23 protein-coding genes and 2 pseudogenes are annotated in these 19805 nt (G+C 35.1%); 12 read left to right on the top strand and 13 right to left on the bottom strand.

All coding sequences use genetic code 11. The features are described 5' to 3' along the window. From FJR38_RS24735 to hypB, 3 genes and pseudogenes are all read left to right on the top strand, one after another. A pseudogene (locus FJR38_RS24735) lies at window positions 1–443 on the top strand (hypothetical protein); the annotation flags it as partial. A gap of 52 nt (window positions 444–495) precedes the next feature. Further along, a complete protein-coding gene (hypA, locus tag FJR38_RS24730) occupies window positions 496–837 on the top strand; it encodes a hydrogenase maturation nickel metallochaperone HypA (RefSeq protein ID WP_168540028.1) in 342 nt (113 codons plus the stop codon). Then, the gene (hypB, locus tag FJR38_RS24725; RefSeq protein WP_168540026.1) at window positions 828–1649 is read left to right on the top strand and encodes a hydrogenase nickel incorporation protein HypB; all 822 of its coding nucleotides are present in this window, start codon (window positions 828–830) and stop codon (window positions 1647–1649) included. The genes hypA and hypB overlap by 10 nt, the downstream gene beginning before the upstream one ends. Window positions 1650–1785: 136 nt before the next feature. Here hypB and FJR38_RS24720 read toward each other — a convergent pair whose 3' ends face one another. The 6 genes and pseudogenes from FJR38_RS24720 to FJR38_RS24695 all read right to left on the bottom strand — a co-directional run bounded on the left by FJR38_RS24720 (window position 1786) and on the right by FJR38_RS24695 (window position 4728). Further along, entirely contained in the window at window positions 1786–2397 is a 612-nt protein-coding gene (locus tag FJR38_RS24720; protein WP_168540024.1) for a class I SAM-dependent methyltransferase, read from the bottom strand. Window positions 2398–2595: 198 nt separating this feature from the next. Next, window positions 2596–2967, bottom strand: coding sequence for a hypothetical protein (locus FJR38_RS24715; RefSeq protein ID WP_168497407.1), 372 nt, complete (start codon window positions 2965–2967; stop codon window positions 2596–2598). A 238-nt stretch (window positions 2968–3205) separates the two neighbouring features. Further along, a complete protein-coding gene (locus FJR38_RS24710; protein WP_168497406.1) occupies window positions 3206–3541 on the bottom strand; it encodes a hypothetical protein in 336 nt (111 codons plus the stop codon). A gap of 153 nt (window positions 3542–3694) precedes the next feature. Next, window positions 3695–4006: a hypothetical protein gene (locus tag FJR38_RS24705; protein ID WP_168497404.1), complete on the bottom strand. Its 312-nt coding sequence runs from the start codon at window positions 4004–4006 to the stop codon at window positions 3695–3697. A 2-nt stretch (window positions 4007–4008) separates the two neighbouring features. After that, a pseudogene (locus tag FJR38_RS24700) lies at window positions 4009–4271 on the bottom strand (hypothetical protein). A gap of 28 nt (window positions 4272–4299) precedes the next feature. Further along, a complete protein-coding gene (locus tag FJR38_RS24695) occupies window positions 4300–4728 on the bottom strand; it encodes a hypothetical protein (protein ID WP_168540022.1) in 429 nt (142 codons plus the stop codon). Window positions 4729–5481: 753 nt separating this feature from the next. Here FJR38_RS24695 and cysK point away from each other — a divergent pair. Beyond that, window positions 5482–6423, top strand: coding sequence for a cysteine synthase A (cysK, locus tag FJR38_RS24690; RefSeq protein WP_168540020.1), 942 nt, complete (start codon window positions 5482–5484; stop codon window positions 6421–6423). Window positions 6424–6598: 175 nt separating this feature from the next. On the opposite strand, the gene FJR38_RS24685 is transcribed toward cysK, so the two are convergent. From FJR38_RS24685 to FJR38_RS24670, 4 genes are all read right to left on the bottom strand, one after another. Next, on the bottom strand, window positions 6599–7081 hold the full coding sequence (locus FJR38_RS24685; protein WP_168540018.1) for an ArsC/Spx/MgsR family protein: 483 nt from the start codon (window positions 7079–7081) through the stop codon (window positions 6599–6601). A 116-nt stretch (window positions 7082–7197) separates the two neighbouring features. Beyond that, a complete protein-coding gene (locus tag FJR38_RS24680; protein ID WP_168540016.1) occupies window positions 7198–7809 on the bottom strand; it encodes a cupin in 612 nt (203 codons plus the stop codon). A gap of 5 nt (window positions 7810–7814) precedes the next feature. After that, a complete protein-coding gene (locus FJR38_RS24675; protein ID WP_168497393.1) occupies window positions 7815–7970 on the bottom strand; it encodes a hypothetical protein in 156 nt (51 codons plus the stop codon). Between the two features lie 44 nt (window positions 7971–8014). Continuing rightward, window positions 8015–8503 carry a hypothetical protein gene (locus FJR38_RS24670; RefSeq protein ID WP_168540014.1) on the bottom strand — a complete coding sequence of 163 codons (489 nt, stop codon included), beginning with the start codon at window positions 8501–8503 and terminating at the stop codon, window positions 8015–8017. A gap of 409 nt (window positions 8504–8912) precedes the next feature. Here FJR38_RS24670 and FJR38_RS24665 point away from each other — a divergent pair, with 409 nt between their 5' ends. The 4 genes from FJR38_RS24665 (at window position 8913) to FJR38_RS24650 (ending at window position 11741) form a co-directional block, all read left to right on the top strand. After that, window positions 8913–10637, top strand: a complete 1725-nt coding sequence (locus FJR38_RS24665; protein ID WP_168540012.1) for a bifunctional serine/threonine-protein kinase/formylglycine-generating enzyme family protein — start codon at window positions 8913–8915, stop codon at window positions 10635–10637. An 81-nt stretch (window positions 10638–10718) separates the two neighbouring features. Continuing rightward, window positions 10719–10919 (top strand): hypothetical protein, encoded by a 201-nt coding sequence (locus FJR38_RS24660; RefSeq protein ID WP_168540007.1) that lies wholly within the window; start codon window positions 10719–10721, stop codon window positions 10917–10919. Window positions 10920–10984: 65 nt separating this feature from the next. Further along, the gene (locus FJR38_RS24655; RefSeq protein WP_168540005.1) at window positions 10985–11554 is read left to right on the top strand and encodes a zeta toxin family protein; all 570 of its coding nucleotides are present in this window, start codon (window positions 10985–10987) and stop codon (window positions 11552–11554) included. Continuing rightward, window positions 11547–11741, top strand: coding sequence for a hypothetical protein (locus tag FJR38_RS24650; RefSeq protein ID WP_168497385.1), 195 nt, complete (start codon window positions 11547–11549; stop codon window positions 11739–11741). The genes FJR38_RS24655 and FJR38_RS24650 overlap by 8 nt, the downstream gene beginning before the upstream one ends. 8 nt (window positions 11742–11749) lie before the next feature. Here FJR38_RS24650 and FJR38_RS24645 read toward each other — a convergent pair whose 3' ends face one another. Both FJR38_RS24645 and FJR38_RS24640 read right to left on the bottom strand, forming a co-directional pair. Further along, the gene (locus FJR38_RS24645) at window positions 11750–12205 is read right to left on the bottom strand and encodes a DUF29 domain-containing protein (RefSeq protein ID WP_168497383.1); all 456 of its coding nucleotides are present in this window, start codon (window positions 12203–12205) and stop codon (window positions 11750–11752) included. Between the two features lie 209 nt (window positions 12206–12414). Then, the gene (locus FJR38_RS24640; protein WP_168497381.1) at window positions 12415–12984 is read right to left on the bottom strand and encodes a Uma2 family endonuclease; all 570 of its coding nucleotides are present in this window, start codon (window positions 12982–12984) and stop codon (window positions 12415–12417) included. Between the two features lie 316 nt (window positions 12985–13300). Between FJR38_RS24640 and FJR38_RS24635 the strand changes: the two genes are divergently transcribed. Continuing rightward, window positions 13301–13867 (top strand): Uma2 family endonuclease, encoded by a 567-nt coding sequence (locus FJR38_RS24635; RefSeq protein ID WP_168540003.1) that lies wholly within the window; start codon window positions 13301–13303, stop codon window positions 13865–13867. A gap of 100 nt (window positions 13868–13967) precedes the next feature. Here FJR38_RS24635 and FJR38_RS24630 read toward each other — a convergent pair whose 3' ends face one another. Beyond that, entirely contained in the window at window positions 13968–14243 is a 276-nt protein-coding gene (locus FJR38_RS24630; protein WP_168540001.1) for a hypothetical protein, read from the bottom strand. Window positions 14244–14412: 169 nt separating this feature from the next. Here FJR38_RS24630 and FJR38_RS24625 point away from each other — a divergent pair, with 169 nt between their 5' ends. The 3 genes from FJR38_RS24625 (at window position 14413) to FJR38_RS28820 (ending at window position 19416) form a co-directional block, all read left to right on the top strand. After that, complete coding sequence (locus tag FJR38_RS24625; protein WP_168539999.1) at window positions 14413–15627, top strand: hypothetical protein; 1215 nt, start codon at window positions 14413–14415, stop codon at window positions 15625–15627. Further along, window positions 15603–16496, top strand: a complete 894-nt coding sequence (locus FJR38_RS24620; RefSeq protein WP_168539997.1) for a MoxR family ATPase — start codon at window positions 15603–15605, stop codon at window positions 16494–16496. The genes FJR38_RS24625 and FJR38_RS24620 overlap by 25 nt, the downstream gene beginning before the upstream one ends. Before the next feature lie 214 nt (window positions 16497–16710). Then, entirely contained in the window at window positions 16711–19416 is a 2706-nt protein-coding gene (locus FJR38_RS28820; RefSeq protein WP_168539995.1) for an SUMF1/EgtB/PvdO family nonheme iron enzyme, read from the top strand. Window positions 19417–19805: the final 389 nt, after the last annotated feature.

Genomic DNA, 19805 nt, shown 5'->3' with positions numbered 1-19805 from the left:
ACTACCGAGACTTACTTGCTTACAAAGATTCTCCCAGTCAACAAAAGGCTGAAAAACTCCGGTCTGAGTTTTGGAAACTTTTTTCGCTTCAAACTGGTTATGAACAGTTGGATGAGCGAAAACGATTAACGCTGCTAAAAATTTCCGAGTTGCTTTTAGTATTAGAGCATCCTGAATTGCCTTTGCATAATAATCCGGCAGAGTTAGCTGCTAGGACAATGGTGCAACGGCGTAATATTAGTTATGCCACTCAAACTCTTGAAGGTACTCAGGCTTGGGATACTTTTATGTCTCTTGTTGCTACTACTCGTCAGTTGGGTATCAGTTTTTTTGAATATATCCGTGACCGCATTTCTCAGACTGGGAATATTCCCTTTTTGGCAACTATTATTCGCGAAAAATCTGCTCTCAATTCTTTTGGTTTGTCATGGATGCCTGAATAACTCTTTCCCCGATATATTGAGGGGATACCAATTTTCTTTCTTAAATTATGCTATGCACGAACTAGGAATAACCCAAAACATCATCGCTATAGTTAAAGAAAACGCCCAAAATCAAAAAGTCCAAAGAGTATCATTAGAAATTGGTAAATTATCAGCCATTATGCCCGAAGCCATTAAATTCTGTTTTGAGATTTGTGCTAAAGATACAATAGTAGAAGGGGCGATATTAGAAATTATAGAAATACCAGGAACGGCTAGATGTCGTCAATGTGGGACAACTTTTCATATAGATAAACCTTTTGGTATTTGTGAATGTGGTAGTGTGCAGTTAGACTTAATAACTGGTGAAGAATTAAAAATTAAAGAAATTGAGGTGGAGGAATTATGTGTGTAACCTGTGGCTGTTCTGATAATAATGAAACGACAATTACTAACTTAGAACATGAACATCATACTCATACTTTAGCAGATGGGACTGTAATTACCCATACTCATCACCATGAAGAACCTGCTGATATTCACGCCAAAGTTCATAACACAACGATATCTTTAGAACAAGAAATTTTAGGTAAAAATAACTTATTAGCTGCCCAAAATCGCGGCTGGTTTAAAGGTAGAAATATTCTGGCTTTGAATTTAATGAGTTCTCCTGGTGCAGGAAAAACTACATTATTAACTCGCACAATTAATGATTTAAAAGACAAATTATCTATTAGCGTGATTGAAGGTGATCAAGAAACTACTAATGATGCTGAAAAGATTAAAGCAACAGGCTGTAAAGTCGTGCAAATCAACACAGGTACAGGCTGTCATTTAGACGCATCAATGATAGAAAGAGGTTTACAGGAACTTAATCCACCTTTAAATTCTGTGGTGATGATTGAAAATGTCGGAAATTTAGTTTGTCCGGCTTTGTTTGATTTAGGAGAACAGGCTAAGGTTGTAATTTTATCAGTGACGGAAGGGGAAGATAAACCAATTAAATATCCCCATATTTTCCGTAATAGTGAAATTATGATTCTCACGAAAATTGATTTATTACCATATCTACAGTTTGATGTTCAACGTTGTATTGATTATGCTAAACAGGTGAATCCAAAAATACAAATTTTCCAAGTTTCTGCTACTTCTGGGGAAGGGTTGGAAGGTTTGTATGGCTGGTTAAATCAACAGGTGAATAATTCAGCTAATTTAATTTCTCTATAAATCAATTTTTTTTATGAACCGCAGAGGCGCAGAGGACACAGAGAGAATAAAAAATGCTTAATTCATATTTATATTGCACTATTATTTTCTTGACTTTGATTGTTTCGTTGGGTGGGCATTGCCCACTCTACAAAAATTAGCTTTGTTTCTGAAAAACAGTTAATAATACAAACCCCAATAAGTCATAGTGACCTACACAATTTAGTCCAGCATGATTACCCATTTCTTCTCTTTCTTTTTTGTTGTAAAACCTTATTCCTGTGGGAGAATGGGGTGTAATTTGACATGATGAGTTATTAAAAGTGATGTCTACTAAATAAAATTTACCACCGGGAGAAAGTACCCTTGCTACTTCATTTAAAACCTGTTCTGGTTGAGGATAATGTAAGAAACTGATGGTATTAAAAACTGCATCAAATTGTCCCTCAGCAAAGGGGAGATTTTCAGCATTACCTTCAATATAAATTAATCGCGGACGGTGGCGGTTATTTTGTCTAGCTATCCGCAACATTTGGGGAGATAAATCTAATCCTGTTCCTCGAATTTCTGGAAACTGCGTTGCTAATCTGTCTAATAAGCGTCCAGTTCCACAACCTAAATCTAGAATATTTGCATGAGGTGATAGTTCAATTTTTGTGAGTAATCTTTGATGAATTGCTTGGTAAATAAAAGAAGGAAATGTCCAATCATAACTGTTTGCCCAACGGTCGAAAAGTTCTTTTTTATTATTGATAAAGTTATTAATCATGGCTGGTATATTCTGGTATTGATCTAATTATAACAAAATAGATATAGCAATTCCTATTCAAGTGAGGTATAAGAAGAAAGAATTAACCGCAGATGAAAGAGGATGAACGCAGATGAACGCAGATAAATTTGTACCTCTTTAGACTAGGAAATGCTATAAGGACTTCTCCAAGAAGTCCAATATCTGGTTATTTAAAAGTTATAACCAATCTCGATAGGCTGAAATTTCATTCACTCCAATTTCAAAAGGTGATCCTTTCCCAAAGGGGGGATAAACTCGAATTTTGGCATTTTTAGTAAATCTTTCCAGTCTATTTCCCAATTGGGGAATATTGCTGACTATGTGCCAATAAGCAACTATATCGGGACAGTCTACAATTAACATCAAAGTGGTGTTATTTGTAGTCATGTACCACTGACAATTAGATAGTAATACTTGGGTAATGCGATCGCACGCATAGAAAAAACATCTACCAATAGATTCTTCTAACTCTAAATGTAGCATTCCATCCTCTTTTGTTACCTTGGTAGGAGGTAAATCATCGGGAGGAAGCAAAGGCAGTTTAGACATAATTCCGCACCTCTTGATTGTAGCGTTGTCAACTCTCTCAATTTTTTTGCAAAGAAAAGAATGAGGATATTAACGCTAGTGTGCTGAGATCTAATTCGTTCGGAAATTTCCTGATTTTGTGACGATAGTAGCAATGGCGATCGCCTTATCACCACTAGCAATATATATCGGCAGTGGTTAGCAATGAATTGTGGGATTTTCGCATTGATAATCAATATTCGCCATGATAATTATTGTCTTAGGCTGCTACTAATTGCAACTCTAACCATAATCGAGGTTCAGATTGCTTTAACTTTGACATAGGATCACGTAACAATCGCTTGGCATTGAGACAAACTACTTGAATTAGCCCCATATTTTCTGCTAATTCTCTGAGGATTTCTTTTTTGGCTTGAATATAGGGTATCATGTCTTCTCGACAATAAATTCCTACATATTGAAACCGTTTTGCGGGTCGTCCCCAAAAGCAAGTTATAACTTTCACATGGCAGCCTTCTAAGAGTTTTCCCACTGTTGGGTAATAGTCATTTATGAGTCTGACAAATTCTTGGGCTAGGATGTCTTCAGTAATCATTTGACTGATTCTTCTGTAGCGTCCATAACTCTATTTAGCATAACATATATTTGTCAAATAAACCTGACAATTTTTTCAAAAAAAGCATTTTTTATTAAAAATATATAAATAAATATCCCCGACTTGTTTAAGAAGTTGGGGATCTAAAAGTTTCTATCGAGAATTACGTTCTGCCACCAATACATCAGCAATAATATCTGGTAGACTTTTCAAATCTGTATATCCTTCTGCACCAGAGATTGGGGAAATAAAAGTGTAGTTAGGGTCACAAACTCCTGTGTCATAAACCTGCATAAACCATCTATCAGGTAATCCTTCTACACCCAATTCGACAATATACCAACTCTCTCCCATTAACCGAGAGTTAAATACTGTAAACCAATCTCGATAATCGTCGGCAATATTCCAATCTGCTAAGAGAAATTCTAATGATATTTGTCCGGCATCAGTTGAAGTCAATAACATTATTACTCCTGATTGACAACTTGATTCGGAACTTCAGGATATAAACCTAATTGTTTTGCTAATTGTTTAGCAACAAAAATAAAAACTGCGCCCCATCTTGATTACCTTGATGTGCAAACATTGTTGCTACTTGTAACATTGACTGAACTAAACCAGAATCAATTAATTCAGGTTGTGCTTCCAAAACTTCTGGTTCTTGACCATTAGGACATTGAAGAAGTTCATCAATTAAATTAAAATACTGTGTTTGGCGTTCGTCTGTCATGATAATTTAGTTTATGGTGAATGATTAATTACTGTTCAATGCTTTGTTGCCACATTCTTTCTAACATGGCAATGTTTTCTCTGAATACAGCAGCCCGATAGACCAGATATCTGTCATAAGCAATAATTCCCACACCAATACAAATCGGTGTAACCAAGAATAACCACTGCAAAATTGTCGCTAATTTATATTTTTTCGCAACCATTTGCAGTTGATACAGGAAATTATTGTTAGATAATTTAACCTTGGCTAAAGGTGGCTGAGTAGCAATAATTTTTGTTTGGGGAAATACAGTTGGAGATGCTATATTTATTTTCTGCAATTCACAGGATAAATTCTGTGTTTTAACGAACTCTCTATGGTGTCCCCAGACTAAACTAAATACTACTATTCCCGGAGAAATTAATGCTAAAGTTACCAAACTTACGGTCAGCACATTTAAAAGTTTGACTTTCATGTTTATTCTCCCTCGCCAGGTATGAATTACCTAGAAAGAAATTTCTAGTAGGTTGATTTTTTGCACCTTTTTTTATTGAAAATATGCTTATCAAAATCTACTCAAATTACAAAAATATGTCTTTTTCGTATTGAATAATACGGACAGTATTTAGATAAATCTTGAGAGATATAGGAGTTAAGAAGTCCCCCCCTGATTCGTCAGATTTTCATCTTAGGAACTTCGGGGGGTAGAGGGGAATCTCTGCGTAAATCCTATATCGTTTATATCAGTCGCCTTTCTCATCCCCCCTGGAAGCAATTCCAATTAATATTATTAAGATGATTACGACAGCACTCACAGCCTGTAACCCTGATTAGATAAGCATTAAAAAAAATATTTGGTGTAGGGGTGCTAGTATTTATTGAGTGGGGTACTAGCATTTTTGAGGGAGGGAACGGGGTATTTTGTACTCAAAGCCAAACCTATATAGGCTATTTGTTTGAGATATTTGGAAGAGAAAATTCACAAGTACAACTTGCACTCAAATCACAGCATCTCATGACAAAGATAGACCTAAGATATCTTGAATAATTCAAAAATAAAATTAAGATATTCTGAGGAAAGCATCATATTATTTTTTTCAGTGATCGCTCATGTTTTGTTGTTGGAGTCAACAAAATATATGCTAAAATAGCTATGGCTAAATCAAAACTCAACTAGACTAAATACTTAATCAATATAGATTAATATATAAATTTTAGAGGTCAATAAATGCGAATTGCTAAAGACGTAACAGAACTTATTGGCAAAACTCCATTAATTCAGTTAAATAAAATTCCCCAAGCGGAGGGAGTTGTCGCCAGGATAGTTGTCAAACTAGAAAGTATGAATCCAGCGGCCTCTGTGAAAGACAGAATTGGCGTAAGCATGATACTTTCCGCTGAAGCTGAAGGCTTAATTTCACCGGAAAAAACCATTTTAGTCGAACCAACATCTGGTAATACAGGTATCGCCTTAGCAATGGTAGCAGCAGCCCGTGGCTACAAATTAATTTTAACCATGCCGGAAACCATGAGCCAAGAAAGACGCGCCATGTTGCGGGCTTATGGTGCAAGTTTGGAATTAACACCTGGAACTCAAGGAATGCGGGGCGCAATTAACAAAGCGGAGGAAATAGTTGCGAATACTCCCAATGCTTTTATGTTACAACAATTTGCTAACCCAGCTAATCCCAAAATCCACAGAGAAACCACCGCTGAGGAAATTTGGCAGGATACAGATGGAGAAGTGGATATCTTAATTTCTGGGGTAGGAACTGGGGGAACGATTACTGGTATTGCTGAGGCTATTAAACAGCGCAAACCGAGTTTTCAAGCGATCGCAGTTGAACCTAAAAACAGTCCGATTCTCTCAGGTGGTAAACCCGGTCCTCACAAAATTCAAGGTATTGGTGCGGGATTTGTTCCTGATATTTTGCGTCAAGATCTAATTGATGAAATTGTGCAAGTTGATGACGCTGAAGCAATGGCTTATGGACGCAGATTAGCCAGAGAAGAAGGTTTATTATCAGGAATATCTTCTGGTGCGGCTTTATGTGCAGCTATTGTTGTGGGTAAACGTCCAGAAAATGCCGGTAAATTAATAGTAATGATTCAACCTTCTTTTGGTGAACGCTATTTAAGTACCGCCATGTTTCAAGAATTGATGAGTTAATTAATTAACCCGAATCCTGAATCTGTAGGTTGGGTTGACGCAAGTAAACCCAACAAAATCATCTTTTACTATTAGCATTGATCCTGAATATTTTTTATTTATGAGTAATTATTAAAAACTGAGAAATAAGATACCCGACTCCTTAAAGAAGTCGAGGTTATAAATGAGGGAATATCTAATGCTGGTGTTCTTGTCCGTGATGTTTGCAACCACCTTGATCGTGCTTGTGATTATGTCCATGAGCGCAGCCTTGGAGGTCTTGCTGCATGAGGTTTTCACTCATTTGTTTCAAAGATTCATCTACAGCTTTTAAACCTATCCATGCGTCAATTTTTTCAACATCAAAACCGACTTCTCTTTTATCCCCTACTTGCATTAAAGGACGACGAATTAATAAAGGATCTCTGAGCATCATGATTAAAGCGGTTTCAGCGTTGATGTTTTCAGGATTCACCTCTCCTGATTTTATACTAGGCGCGGCTTTATTAAACCATTCAATAACCGGGCGATCGCCAAAAAATGACCGCAATTTTTCCACTGTCCAAGGTTCTGTTAATAAGCTATATGCTATTACTTCATGACCTGCGGCTGTGAGTAAAACTTTTTGTCTGGTATTGTTTTTACAGCCTGGTTTTTCATAGAAAATTACTCTGGCCATTGCTATTTCTCCTATTGATTTCTAGATCGAAAATAATTAAACGCGGATAAACGCAGATGAACGCAGATATTATATTTATCAGATTAAACTGTTATTGATGTTGTTTGTTACTACCTTTAAAATTTTTTAGCAATATGGTTAATTACATCAAATTCAAATCTCTGTTTTGGGTTGGTTTCTCCATAAATATTAAATGTTACAGTTGGTTCTTCCCCAATAGCTTGAACATGATGTATTGTCTCTGGTGCAAAGCTAACAATATCACCAGGTGAGAGAATTATTTCTCCGGTTTTTTCAATTTTATCAGGAAAATCTGGATGAGAACTACGTCGCCAAAATGTATTTTTTTCCTGACCTTTGAGAACTGCTACTACTCCCCATGTTCCATGATTATGAATATTAGAAGTTGTCCCTGGTACAAATGTAACTGTTTGTACAGTCAGGGGAAATCCTAATTCATCATATAATAGTAAAACCGAAATTCCCGTTTTTGCTTCAGGTTCTAAAGATTGACTATTTACCCAATAGGAATTGACAATTAATCGTCTTACCAACGTTCTAATTTCTGGAAGTCGAGTTGATTCATCCTCAACATTATCAAGAACATCTTCGACTTCAGTTAAAAAGCGATACAGACGATAATTATCACGCAACAAATCCCATATTTTCGCTGATTTACAAATTTGATACTGTCCATTTTCAGCGACAAACCAATCCTTACCTTGCATATTTTCTAGTATTTTGGTAAGGGAACTATAGGAACATATACTTTCGGAAATAAATTCCCTGGATTGACAGGAGATACAGGAAGTTGCAGCGGATTATTAACAGTATTAGATGCAGAAAGTGGATTATGAGTTGTTGAGTTGATAGATAACCAATTATTCATGATTCGTAATTAATTAGTTGTTAGTTTTTTCTGTATCCCCAGATTTAATCATCTTCTTCTGGTGGACGGGTTAAAATATCGAGAAGAATACCAGCACCAAAATCATTTTTGTCATCAATACCTTTTATTCTGGTACTGATTTCCTTAGCTTCCTCTATTTTTCCTAGTTTAGCTAATACTAAACCCGAAGCAGCATAAGCAGTTAAGTACAATCTGATCTGGGGTTCTTCGTGACGTTTAACTAAGATAGGTTTAAGTTCTTGCCAATTATCAGGTAGATTTTCCTCTTTCTTAATTTTAGCGGTTATTTTCTCTGCTGTTGTCAGTGCGAGAACATAATTATTTTTGTAGTAAAAATATCTATAAGCTGCAACTAAAACATCTGTGTTATCTCCTGTTTTAGCTAATGCTTGTTGCATATATTTTGTAGATTCTTCCGTATTTTCCCAAGTCTGTGCCGCTAATATCAATAATTCTTTGATATCATCTGCTACATCAAACCATGAAAATTTATTTTGAGAACTTTCTAGCATAATATTGATACATGATAAATTGTCAGAATCAGGATATCCAGGATTTCAGGATTCACAGGATTTTTATTTGATAATTAATCAATGAGATGATAGCATTTTTTAGACTAGAGAGGTACTTATAATAATATCATTCTCGTGAATGACGGTAATATAGAAAAGTATTTGTTTGCTGTACTTCATCTGAATGAGAAATCCTCTAATTCATATTAGATCATGAACTATACATCATTCTGTAAATTTTAGATTATCTCAATATCTATCTTAAAAAATAATAAATAGCCAAAATCATAACTTACACATAACTAGAAAATATCATGATTCTAAAAATCCTAAAAATCCTTAAATCCTGGACATCCTGATTCAGACATTAGTATGCTACAATTATCCATGAAAATACTCAGCAGCTACCATGAGTCAATGTTTCAATCCTGACTGTCTTTACGAAAATCCCCAGGGTACTCAATTTTGTCAACGTTGTGGGGGTAAAATAATATTAGATGAACGTTATCTACCGATTAAATTTATCGGAGAAGGTGGTTTTGGACGCACTTTTCAAGCTGTAGATGTGAAAAGATTAAATACTCCCTGTGTCATTAAACAATTTTTACCCCAACAAGCAGGAAGCTCATCTTTACAAAAAGCAACAGAACTATTTCAACAAGAAGCTAAACGACTCCAAGAATTAGGAAAACATTCACAAATTCCAGATTTATTTGCTTTCTTTTCTCAAGATGGTAGATTGTATTTAATACAGGAATTTATTGATGGTCAAAATTTACTGGAAGAGTTAGACACTCAAGGTAAATTTAATGAATCCCAAATCAAAAATATTTTAACAGAATTATTGCCTGTTTTACAATTTATTCACGACAATAATGTAATTCATCGAGACATTAAACCAGAAAATATCCTCAGAGGTAAAAACGGTAATTTATTTTTGATTGATTTTGGTGTTTCTAAAGAAACCAGCAGTAGTATTGTTACTAAAATCGGTACGATTACAGGTACTCCTGGATATGCACCACCGGAACAATTTCGCGGTATGGTTTATCCAAGTAGTGATATTTATAGTTTAGCTGTTACTTGTGTACGTTTATTGACGGGACATTTTCCCAAATCTGATGGTTCGGATGAATTGTTTGATACTATAAATATGGAATGGCAATGGCAAAAGTATGTTTCTTTAAGTCAGGATTTAACTGATGTTTTAGAAACAATGTTGCAGGATATTCCTAAAAAACGTTATGGTTCTGTACAGGATGTTTTAGCAGCATTAAATAATCCCAAGGTTCAAAAAACTGTTGTTATTCCTCCACCTCAACCTAGTAATTCTCACAAATCATTTACAGAAGATTTAGGTAATGGTATTTTCTTAGAAATGATTGCTATTCCTGGGGGAAGTTTCTTAATGGGTTCACCGGAAAATGAACCGGAAAGATTATCTGACGAAGGTCCCCAACATTGGGTAACTATTCAGCCATTTTACATGGGCAAGTTTACTGTAACTCAGGCACAATGGGCAAGGGTAGCAGCGTTACCAACAGTTACACAGGATCTCAAACCCCAACCTTCCCACTTTTCTGGAAAAAATAAACCAGTGGAAAGAGTTTCATGGCTTGACGCACAGGAATTTTGTGCTAGGCTCAGTAAAGCTACAGGTAAGAAATATCGTCTTCCCAGTGAAGCTGAATGGGAATATGCCTGTAAAGCAAGAACAACTACACCATTCTATTTTGGTGACAATATCACCACTGATTTGGTAAATTACGATGGTAACTATCCGTATAATGGTGGTGCAAAAGGTAAATATCGTGGACAAACCACAGATGTAGGTTCTTTTCCCCCTAATAAGTTTGGTTTGTATGATATGCACGGGAATATTTTGGAATGGTGTGAGGATGATTGGCACAAAAATTATATAAACGCGCCTACGGATGGTAGTGCTTGGATTGGACAGACTAACAAGATGCTGAGTGGTGGTTCTTGGATTATTCAGGATTTAAAGCTCCTGCGCGGTGGTTCTTGGATATTCAACGCTAGGAACTGTCTTTCTGCGAGTCGTTACACTTTGGCGAGTAACGCCAAGCTCTACTTCGTGGGTTTTCGTGTATTTGTATCTTCCAGGAATCAGTAGCCCTTTACTCTTTTTCCCTTTTGTCCTCTGCACTTCTTTTCTTTTTTCTCTTTTCCTATTGCCGTCAGGCAATTAATTTTTTTGCGTTGTTTGAAGCGCGGTATTTGGGGTTGGGGTTATTTGATTTTGGGTGTAGAAATTTTAATTGCCCATAATATAGGCATCATATTAATGATGCTAGATAATTTAGGGATTGTCAAGGGGTTATTTGTCAGAATCAGGTGGTTATCGAGCGATAGCCTGCGTGGCGTAGCCATAGTCGAGATAATGTCCAGGATTTAAGGATTTACATGATTTTTATCCGATAATTTATAGTGGTGTGTTTTTGCAAAACTAAACTTAGAATAATGCCTAACTTATACATTATCGGTGGTGCAAATGGTTCTGGTAAAACTACCGCAGCCTTGCAAATTCTACCCTACTTTCTAGAAGTATTTGAATACGTTAACGCTGATGAAATAGCTGCCGGACTTTCTCCTTTTAATCCCGAATCTGTAGCAGTTCAAGCCGGAAGATTAATGTTAGCAAGATTAGAAACTCTGGTAAATGCTAACGCTGATTTTGCCTTTGAAACCACATTAGCAGCCCGTAACTTTGCCCGATTTTTGCAAGAATGTAAAAATAAAGGTTATATTATCAACCTAATTTACTTTTGGTTACAAAGTCCAGAATTAGCTATTGCCAGAGTACGCAGACGGGTAGAAAGTGGCGGTCACAACATCCCAGAAGACACAATTCGCCGTCGCTACGAACGTGGTAGAAAGAACTTAATTGAATTATACTTACCTTTATGTGATAGATGGATTGTTTATAATAATTCTAATCCGATGTTACAGTTAATAGCTGAACGTCCTTTTAATCAAGAGTTTATAATTTATCAACCTCAACCATGGAGTCAAATCACTACTAATGAATAAGCCAATTTCTGTAAATAAACCAATTCCTGAGAAATTATCTAGCCAAATAGACGCAGGTGTTAAACTCGCTATTGCTAAAGCTATTGAAAGACACCGCAAATTAGGAGAATCAATAAGCATTTGGCAAGATGGTCAAGTTGTGACCTTAACTGCTGAACAAATTCCTCCTCTTAAATCAGATGAATAAATCTGGTGTTATTCTGGGAAAAAATCCGATTTGAGAACACATTCAGTATTAAAAGGACATTCCACAGGAAACACAGATATAGATAAACCTGTTTCTGAAGAAGCTAAATCTCTCGCTTTTTGATAACATTCATTGAATATTTCTAAATAGTAGTTCTTTAAACTAGGACTATCTGCAAAATCATCCTCTAATCGGTTACGATGTTCTTTAATTGTTGTACGCCAGCTATTTGTCCTTTTTTCTGGTTGATACTGCCATTTTAGTAAGTGCATTAATAAAATTCTCAAGTTACTTTTAACTGATTTTTTATCATTATTCCCCATGCTTTCTATTTCAGAAATTAAATTTTCGATATCTAATTGATCAAATCTTTTTTGTTCTAATATTTTGATGGTTGATTCTACCCAAAGATGAAAATCTTGGTTGTAGAGAGAATCTGATAAGGTTGGTAATGTGGTTTTCATAAGCTGAAAGTTTTCTACCAGATATCTACAATATAAAGACCTGTTATATATGGGCGCATTCTTTCCCAATCATAACATAACCATAGTTGAAACTACGATTTTTGTCAAGTCCTTTATCTAATATCTTTAACACAAAGATAGCGGAATTGTTTAAAACATTTATCATGAATTAGAGGATTGATCTAAAAAGTCGGGGATCTGAATATTGGTTACTCAAAAACAACACCACGATAAATTTCTGCTATTGGTAATTCAACCCCAATTGATTCCAGAGAAATAGATGTTTCTAAATTATTAAAATCACTTAATAACCAACCTTGAGATTGTTTACTATATTTTTCTATAAGAATTTCATCTTGTTCAACTAATAAATATTCACAAAAACTGCTAATTGAACGATACATACGAAACTTGCCTTTGCGGTCATAATCTGCTGTGGAAGGGGATAATACTTCTATAATTAAGGTAGGATTTAAAACTTCATCACTGCGATTTTCATTTAGTTGCGGTTCACCGGCAAAAACCATCACATCTGGATATAATCCGCGTTTATATTCAGGAATCCATAACCGCAAATCGCTATTAATTGGCTCAAATTTACTATCCCGCAGAAGAAATTTTAGAAATGCAAAAATGTTACCACTGATATGGCTTTGGTTGAGTGATACTCCTGGTATTGGTACAATTTCTCCATCATGATACTCATTGCGCCCTTCAGCTTTTTCTTCAATGGCGCGATATTCATCTAAACTATAACGACGCTCAACAGTGGTTATCATTATGCTGTCACCGATTAAGTAGAACGGACTAAATAATTCCAGGTTTGTAGTGAGGACTTTAGTCCTCATTTAAGGGCTGAAGCCCTTACTACCAAATCATCTCCATATTTTTTAGATTACTTAATCTAAGTTGATTGATTTTTATCTAGTTACTTACATTGAAGTGATTATGATTATAGCAAAATTGCGGCTAATTGTCAGAAATGCCTTACGCCTCCCGTTAGGGATACAGGATTTACAAGATGTGATTGAATGATGTTTTAATACTTACAAATAATGTTAAAATTAAACCATAAGTAATCATGGAGTAAATGTCATGGTACAAACTAAACATAGATTTGCAAGTTTTGAAGAATATTTATCTTATGATGACGGCACAGATAACTTGTATGAATTGTTTAATGGAGAGTTAATTGAAATGCCACCAGAGTCAGGAATTAATGTGCAAATTGCCACATTTTTATTAATTCAATTTGTTGCACTCTTAGGCTATAAAAGAGTGCGGGGACATGGTTTAGAGTTGGAAGTAAGAGGAGAACCGAGAAATCGTTATCCTGATCTGACTATTATTCGAGAAGAGCATATTCAACAATTAGCAAACCGGAACACAATTCGCCTCTCAATGTTACCACCTTTGTTAGTTGTTGAAGTTGTTAGCCCTGGAGAATTACAAAGAGATAGAGATTTCATCGCCAAGCGTCTACAGTATCAAGATTGTGGTATTTCTGAATATTGGATTATTGACCCCCAAACCAAAAGTATATTAGTTTTAGAATTAATTGATGAAATTTATCATGAAATTGGGATTTTTTCTGGTGATGATTTAGTTTTATCTCCACAATTTAATAGTCTCAATTTAAAAGCAGCACAGATTTTTGAATAAGGATAAACAAGAATATCCTGAAAATCCTGATTCAGATGTTATTAGTTAATTGATATGGGGTAAAGAACAATACTAAACCCCTACTGGCTTTTTGCGTTAACTATTCTTCATCATCCATTTTGCCTATTAATGCTTGAATCTGCTTATCTAACCGAGATTGGTTGTATTTAGCAAAATTACCAACTGATATCTGCGATAATACACCCGCAACAGTAGTTAATGAACCATCATGAAGTTTGCCAGTAAATACTAAGCTAATACCTACTGTAATGATAATTACATGACCTAGCTTCACCATCAACCAGGCGTAGAAGACTACTTCTTGCTGACGTAGTAAGGTTAGTAGAAATGTGCGCTTGTGCTTAAAAATATGCATATTTTTCCTTTTTTGTTGATTGGGCGAGGTTTTCAATGTTTTGTCGTGGTCGGTCATTGTTTTTAGCTTTTTATTTCAGTACAACTCAATGATCTCTTTTCTCCTCAAACGTGACATACTCAGATCATGGTTAAATATGATCAGATCACAATGAGATAAAAATTCAGAAATGGTGCAACAAGATAGACGAGTAAAAGCTTCAGAGGATGGTTTAAAGCAAATTAAAGCGGCAATGGAAAAAGAAGGATATACTCAAAATTCTGCCAAAACACCAATATATAAAGTTACTAGACAAGAATTAGAACGCTATATAAAAGAAAAATTTAAAGAAAATCTAAATCCCAGTCAAGATAGTACAATATCGTTAAATAATGAAGAATTAACAGATTTATCAGAAAGCCATCTGCAAATTTTTTCAACTCATAAAGACATAGATAAATCTAGTAGGGATATAGTAAGAACATATATTGAAACCGAAATAATTGCGCCAATACAACTTGATGATTTTCTTAATAATTTAGAAAATAAAAGAGTGACTGCGTTCCAGTTAACTGATGCAAATTGGCGAACATTTTGTACTGGAAAAGATTCACGCAAAAGTAAAGAAAAAGGGCAAGAAAAACTATTACCAGAATCAGTTTTTAATGCTTTTTGTAAATTCTTAGGTTTAAATCCGTCTCATATTGTTTATAAACCAGATAATACTACTGATTTGGAAGAAAAACTAAAATTATTCAATCATGAAATTCAAATAGATTTATTAATTAAAAATGCACCTGCAACCGAATGTAAAGCTTTTTTAATTTCCAACGATTGTCTATATAGTCGTAGTTGGATGTTACATCGGTTAGAAAAAGCAATTTGTGATAATATAAATAAAATCAATAAATGTTCAATTATAACTCTAAATAATTTTAGTGAAAATCTCTATCTACAATTAGATCAAAGTATCGAGAGATTTATAAATATTTTTCATGAAAATAAACTTTACGATAAACTTAAAAAAGAACATATTATTCTGGTAATTAATATTAAATCTTATTGCTATGATATCAACAATATTCAAAAAATATATGGTTTCTATAAAACTATGTACGATGCAAGACCACGTAATTACGATGGTTATTTATTAATGTTTTTATTAGCTAAAGATTCTGATTTTTCTAATTTAAACAATTGTAGAGATATTAATGAATATATCATACAATTACCCAAAGCTAATTATGATTTATCCCATTTAACTAAATTCTTAGAAAAGGAAAATATAATCATTGATAACTGTCAAAATAATGGAAAGAATTTACTTATTAAAATATATCAACAGTCAAAAATTGATAAAGATCCTACAACTTTAAAAATATGGAGCAATTACCCGTGGAATTAGAATACACCGGAAAAACACAACCTCCCTCTGGAGGTATTTGGAACGAACAAGTAAACCGCAAACTATACCCATACTATCCTGATAGCGAATTAAAAGAAGCGGTAAAGTTGGCTATTCAACTAAATCGGCCTTTGCTGTTAGAAGGTGAACCTGGATGTGGTAAAAGTGAACTTGCGAGGGCTGTGTTTTATGAATTTAGTCAAAGAACAGAAGAAAATTGGCATTTTCGACTATGGAATATTCAATCAACTAGCAAAGCGCAAGATGGCTTTTATAGTTATGATTATATTGGCAGATTACAAGCTGCACAATTAAAACAATTAGAAAATGCAAATAGTACAAACCCTGAAGATTATTTAGAATATGGTTCATTAGGTCATGCTTTTTTAGAACATGGAAAAACAGATAATATTAAAGCTAGAAATATTGTCTTAATTGACGAAATTGATAAAGCTGATACTGACTTTCCCAATGATTTATTATTAGCTTTAGAAGACCAATGTTTTGAAATTAAAGATGTGCGTCCTCGACGGTGGTTAAAAGCTAACAAAGATGCACCACCAATTATTTTTATCACCTCTAACCAAGAGAAAGAATTACCTAATGCTTTCTTGAGACGTTGTTTATATCATTATGTGGAATTTCCGAAAGAAAATGAATTGATTGATATTATCAAGGGCAGATTTTCAGCACCTCCTGAATCATTGGTAAATGCTGCAATTGGTCGTTTTTTAAGTTTGCGGGAATATATGGATGATAACAAAGAAGAAACAGATAAAAAAGTCAGTACCAGTGAATTAATTGATTGGTTTCAAGTCTTAAACTTTCATATTAGAAATGACAAAGATGAGATTGATGAAAAAAATTAACCGATATTATCGAACAACTTAAAATTAAGAAACTTCCCTATAATGGGACTTTGTTAAAAAATCGCCAGGATAAACAAGAATATGGAGGATAATGTCTGATAGCGTAGCGAAGCCATATCATGATATCGAGGATTTAAGGATTTACAGGATGACTTTTACTTCATTTAACTTAACCTTGTATCTGAGTGAGTAACTATGGTAGAATAGAAATACTATGAAAAATCCATCATTGCTAAATCTATTTTTGGAATTACGTGCAACTGGTTTACCTCTGACTATAGACCAGTATGATTTGGCATTGATGGCTTTGTCTAAGTCTGTTGACATAGTATTAAATGATGATAAACCAGCTATTAAAGGGGTTTTACAAACGGTTTGGGTAAAGTCTCGCAAACAACAGGCTTTATTTAATCAATGTTGGCAAGAATTTAATCAAAAGTATCCGTCTCAAACGGCAAAGGTAGAAAATCAAGCTGATGTTATTGAAGTAAAGCCTGAAATACAAAAACCGGAAATAGAAAAAATACCCCAACCTGCTTTAATTAATGATGAATCAGAATTACAACAACCAGCCGCAGAAATAGCACAATTTAATCCTGATTTGCATGATGATCATGGAGTTGGTACTTCTGTCAAAACGAAACTCAAAGAAGTTTATTATTTACCTATTAGTCGTCAGAAATTACAAGGAAGTTGGCAGTTATTAATACAGGAATTAACTGGAAATGTTCGGCAAATAGACATTCCTAATACAGTTATAGATATTACTAAACACGGATTTTTTACTCAAGCTGTTTTTACTTATCCTAAAACTAAATATCGGGAAGTTGTGCTATTAATTGATCAAGGTGGTTCGATGACTCCATTTCACCCACTTTGTCGTCAATTACAGCAAGTTTACCAAACTGCAAAAGTTTATTATTTTCACAATAGTCCTACTGATGAACTTTACCATGATCCGCAATGTTGGCAAGGTCAATCTTTAACATCTATATTATCTAAGTTTTCTCCACAACAGACTTTAGTAATTATTATTAGTGATGCTGGTGCTGCGCGTGGCCGCACTGTACCCGATAGGTGGGAAGAAACTTATGATTTTCTGGAAAAATTAATCCCAAAAGCCAAAAAAATAGCTTGGTTAAATCCTTTACCCCGTTTCCGGTGGTTAGATAATACGGCTGAAGAGATAGCTAAAATAAATTCTGCTGTACCTATGTTTGCTTTGGAAACTGGGGAGTTTCAAGCAATGGTAAAATGGTTATTAGGAGATAAAGCAAAGCAATATAAAAAAGAAAATGTAGAGACGTTCCATGGAACGTCTCTACAACAAGACAATAATGATAATTTATGGGATTATGGATTTGATGCCAAGGGGAAAATAAAGGTATTTGAAAAATTATTAGGAAAATCACATTTAAAATTTGCGTCTTATGCTGCTTTTCCGTTGGTTTTAACTCCCGATTTACTTTATTGTTTATACCGTAAGTTCTTTTTTAAAACGTCTGGGGAAAAATCTTCACTTCCTTGGTATGTGGTTGCTGATTTATTGCTATCAGATTTATGTCAGCAGGTTGATTTTGAATTATATGAAATGGAACGGGAAGTCAGAAATGAATTACTCAAAAAGCTTCCTAAAAGAAACCGTAAACAAGTATTAAAAGAACTTTCCGATTTTCTAATTCAATATATTAACCGCCAAGTTAGTCATCAAAATCAAAATAATGACTTAAATCAAGTGCAAGAATGGGCAGCTTTGAGTTATGTTGATAAGGGCAGTCAAGCTGCGAAGGAATTAGCGCAGAAATTACAAGAGGCTTATTTTAGTCATAATAAAGGTGAGTTAGTGCGGTTATCGTCGGTGATTGAGACTTTAGCTGAACCTTTAAAAACAGATTATGAACCTTTACTGAAAATAGCACAAGGTTATCGCGCTGTTGCCAGGGGTGATGATAACGGAGTAGAAGAAATTCGGAAAATATTCAATTTAGAAACTATTGAGGTTGGGGGAGTAAAGTTAAAACGTCCAGAAATTAATTTTGGGAAGGTGCGGTTACAACTTTTTAATTTTCCTGTTATTACTGTTAATCGTCGTGGTAAGGAAATTCAAAAAGAAACTAAACAAAATTATTATTTTCAAGAAAGTCTTCTAGGAAATATCACGTTAGATATGGTTGCTATCCCTGGTGGTAAATTCCTGATGGGTTCACAGGAAAATGAAGAAGGACGCTATGGTGATGAAAGTCCTCAGCATGAGGTGACGGTACAACCTTTCTTTATGGGTAAATATCCTGTGACTCAAGCGCAGTGGGAAGCAGTCGCAACCAAGTGTCCACAGGTAAACCGGGAACTTGAACCGAACCCGTCACATTTTAAAGAAAATAAACAAGAAAATAATTTACCTGTTGAGTCAATTACGTGGTATGATGCAGTGGAGTTTTGTGAGAGACTCTCTCGACTGACTGGTAAACAATATCGTTTACCGAGTGAGGCTGAGTGGGAATATGCTTGCAGGGCTGGCACGACGACACCGTTTCACTTTGGGGAAACTATCACAGGTAAGTTAGCAAATTATCGTGCTTCTACTGTATATGGTGAAGAACCTGAAGGTGAATATAGAGAAAAAACAATTCCGGTAGGTAGCTTTACAGCTAATGCCTTTGGGTTGTATGATATGCACGGGAATGTTTGGGAATGGTGTGATGATCATTGGCACGATGGTTATGATAATGCTCCCGCAGATGGCTCGGCATGGATAGAATCTAATAGCGTTGAAGAGGACAAAAGACGGCTGCTGCGCGGTGGTTCTTGGCTCGACCGCCCTAGATCTTGCCGTTCTGCGTTTCGTAGCCACCACGACCCAGATTACAGAAACACCAGCCGTGGGTTTCGGTTAGTAGTTTCCGGCGCAAGGACTCTTTAGTTCTTTACACTCTTGCCCTTTTGCACTTTACGCTTTTTTCTTTTCCCTTCTTCTGGTTGTCGCCTCTGGCGACTCGATTTTTTTGCTTTTAATTTTTGTAGTCTTTGGCACGACTTACATATATTATCTATGAGGTGTTGGGATTTGTCAAGTGTTTGAATCAGGATTTTTAGTTGTCTGAATCAGGATTTCCAGGATTTAAGGATTTTCAGGATTTTTAGTTGTCTGAATCAGGGTTTCTGGTTACTGAGCGTAGTCGAAGTACAGGATTTGATATTACGTACCTATTTGCAGAAAATATCAAATATGTATGATGTAAAAACAACTTCTTGTGTAGGGGTTTAGTAGTGCGTTTTACCCCCTCTGATTTGTAACATAAATGCGATATT

It is taken from the genome of Anabaena sp. UHCC 0253, assembly GCF_009712085.1.
Classification (GTDB): Bacteria; Cyanobacteriota; Cyanobacteriia; order Cyanobacteriales; family Nostocaceae; genus Dolichospermum.
This window is presented reverse-complemented; position numbering and strand designations above follow the sequence as displayed.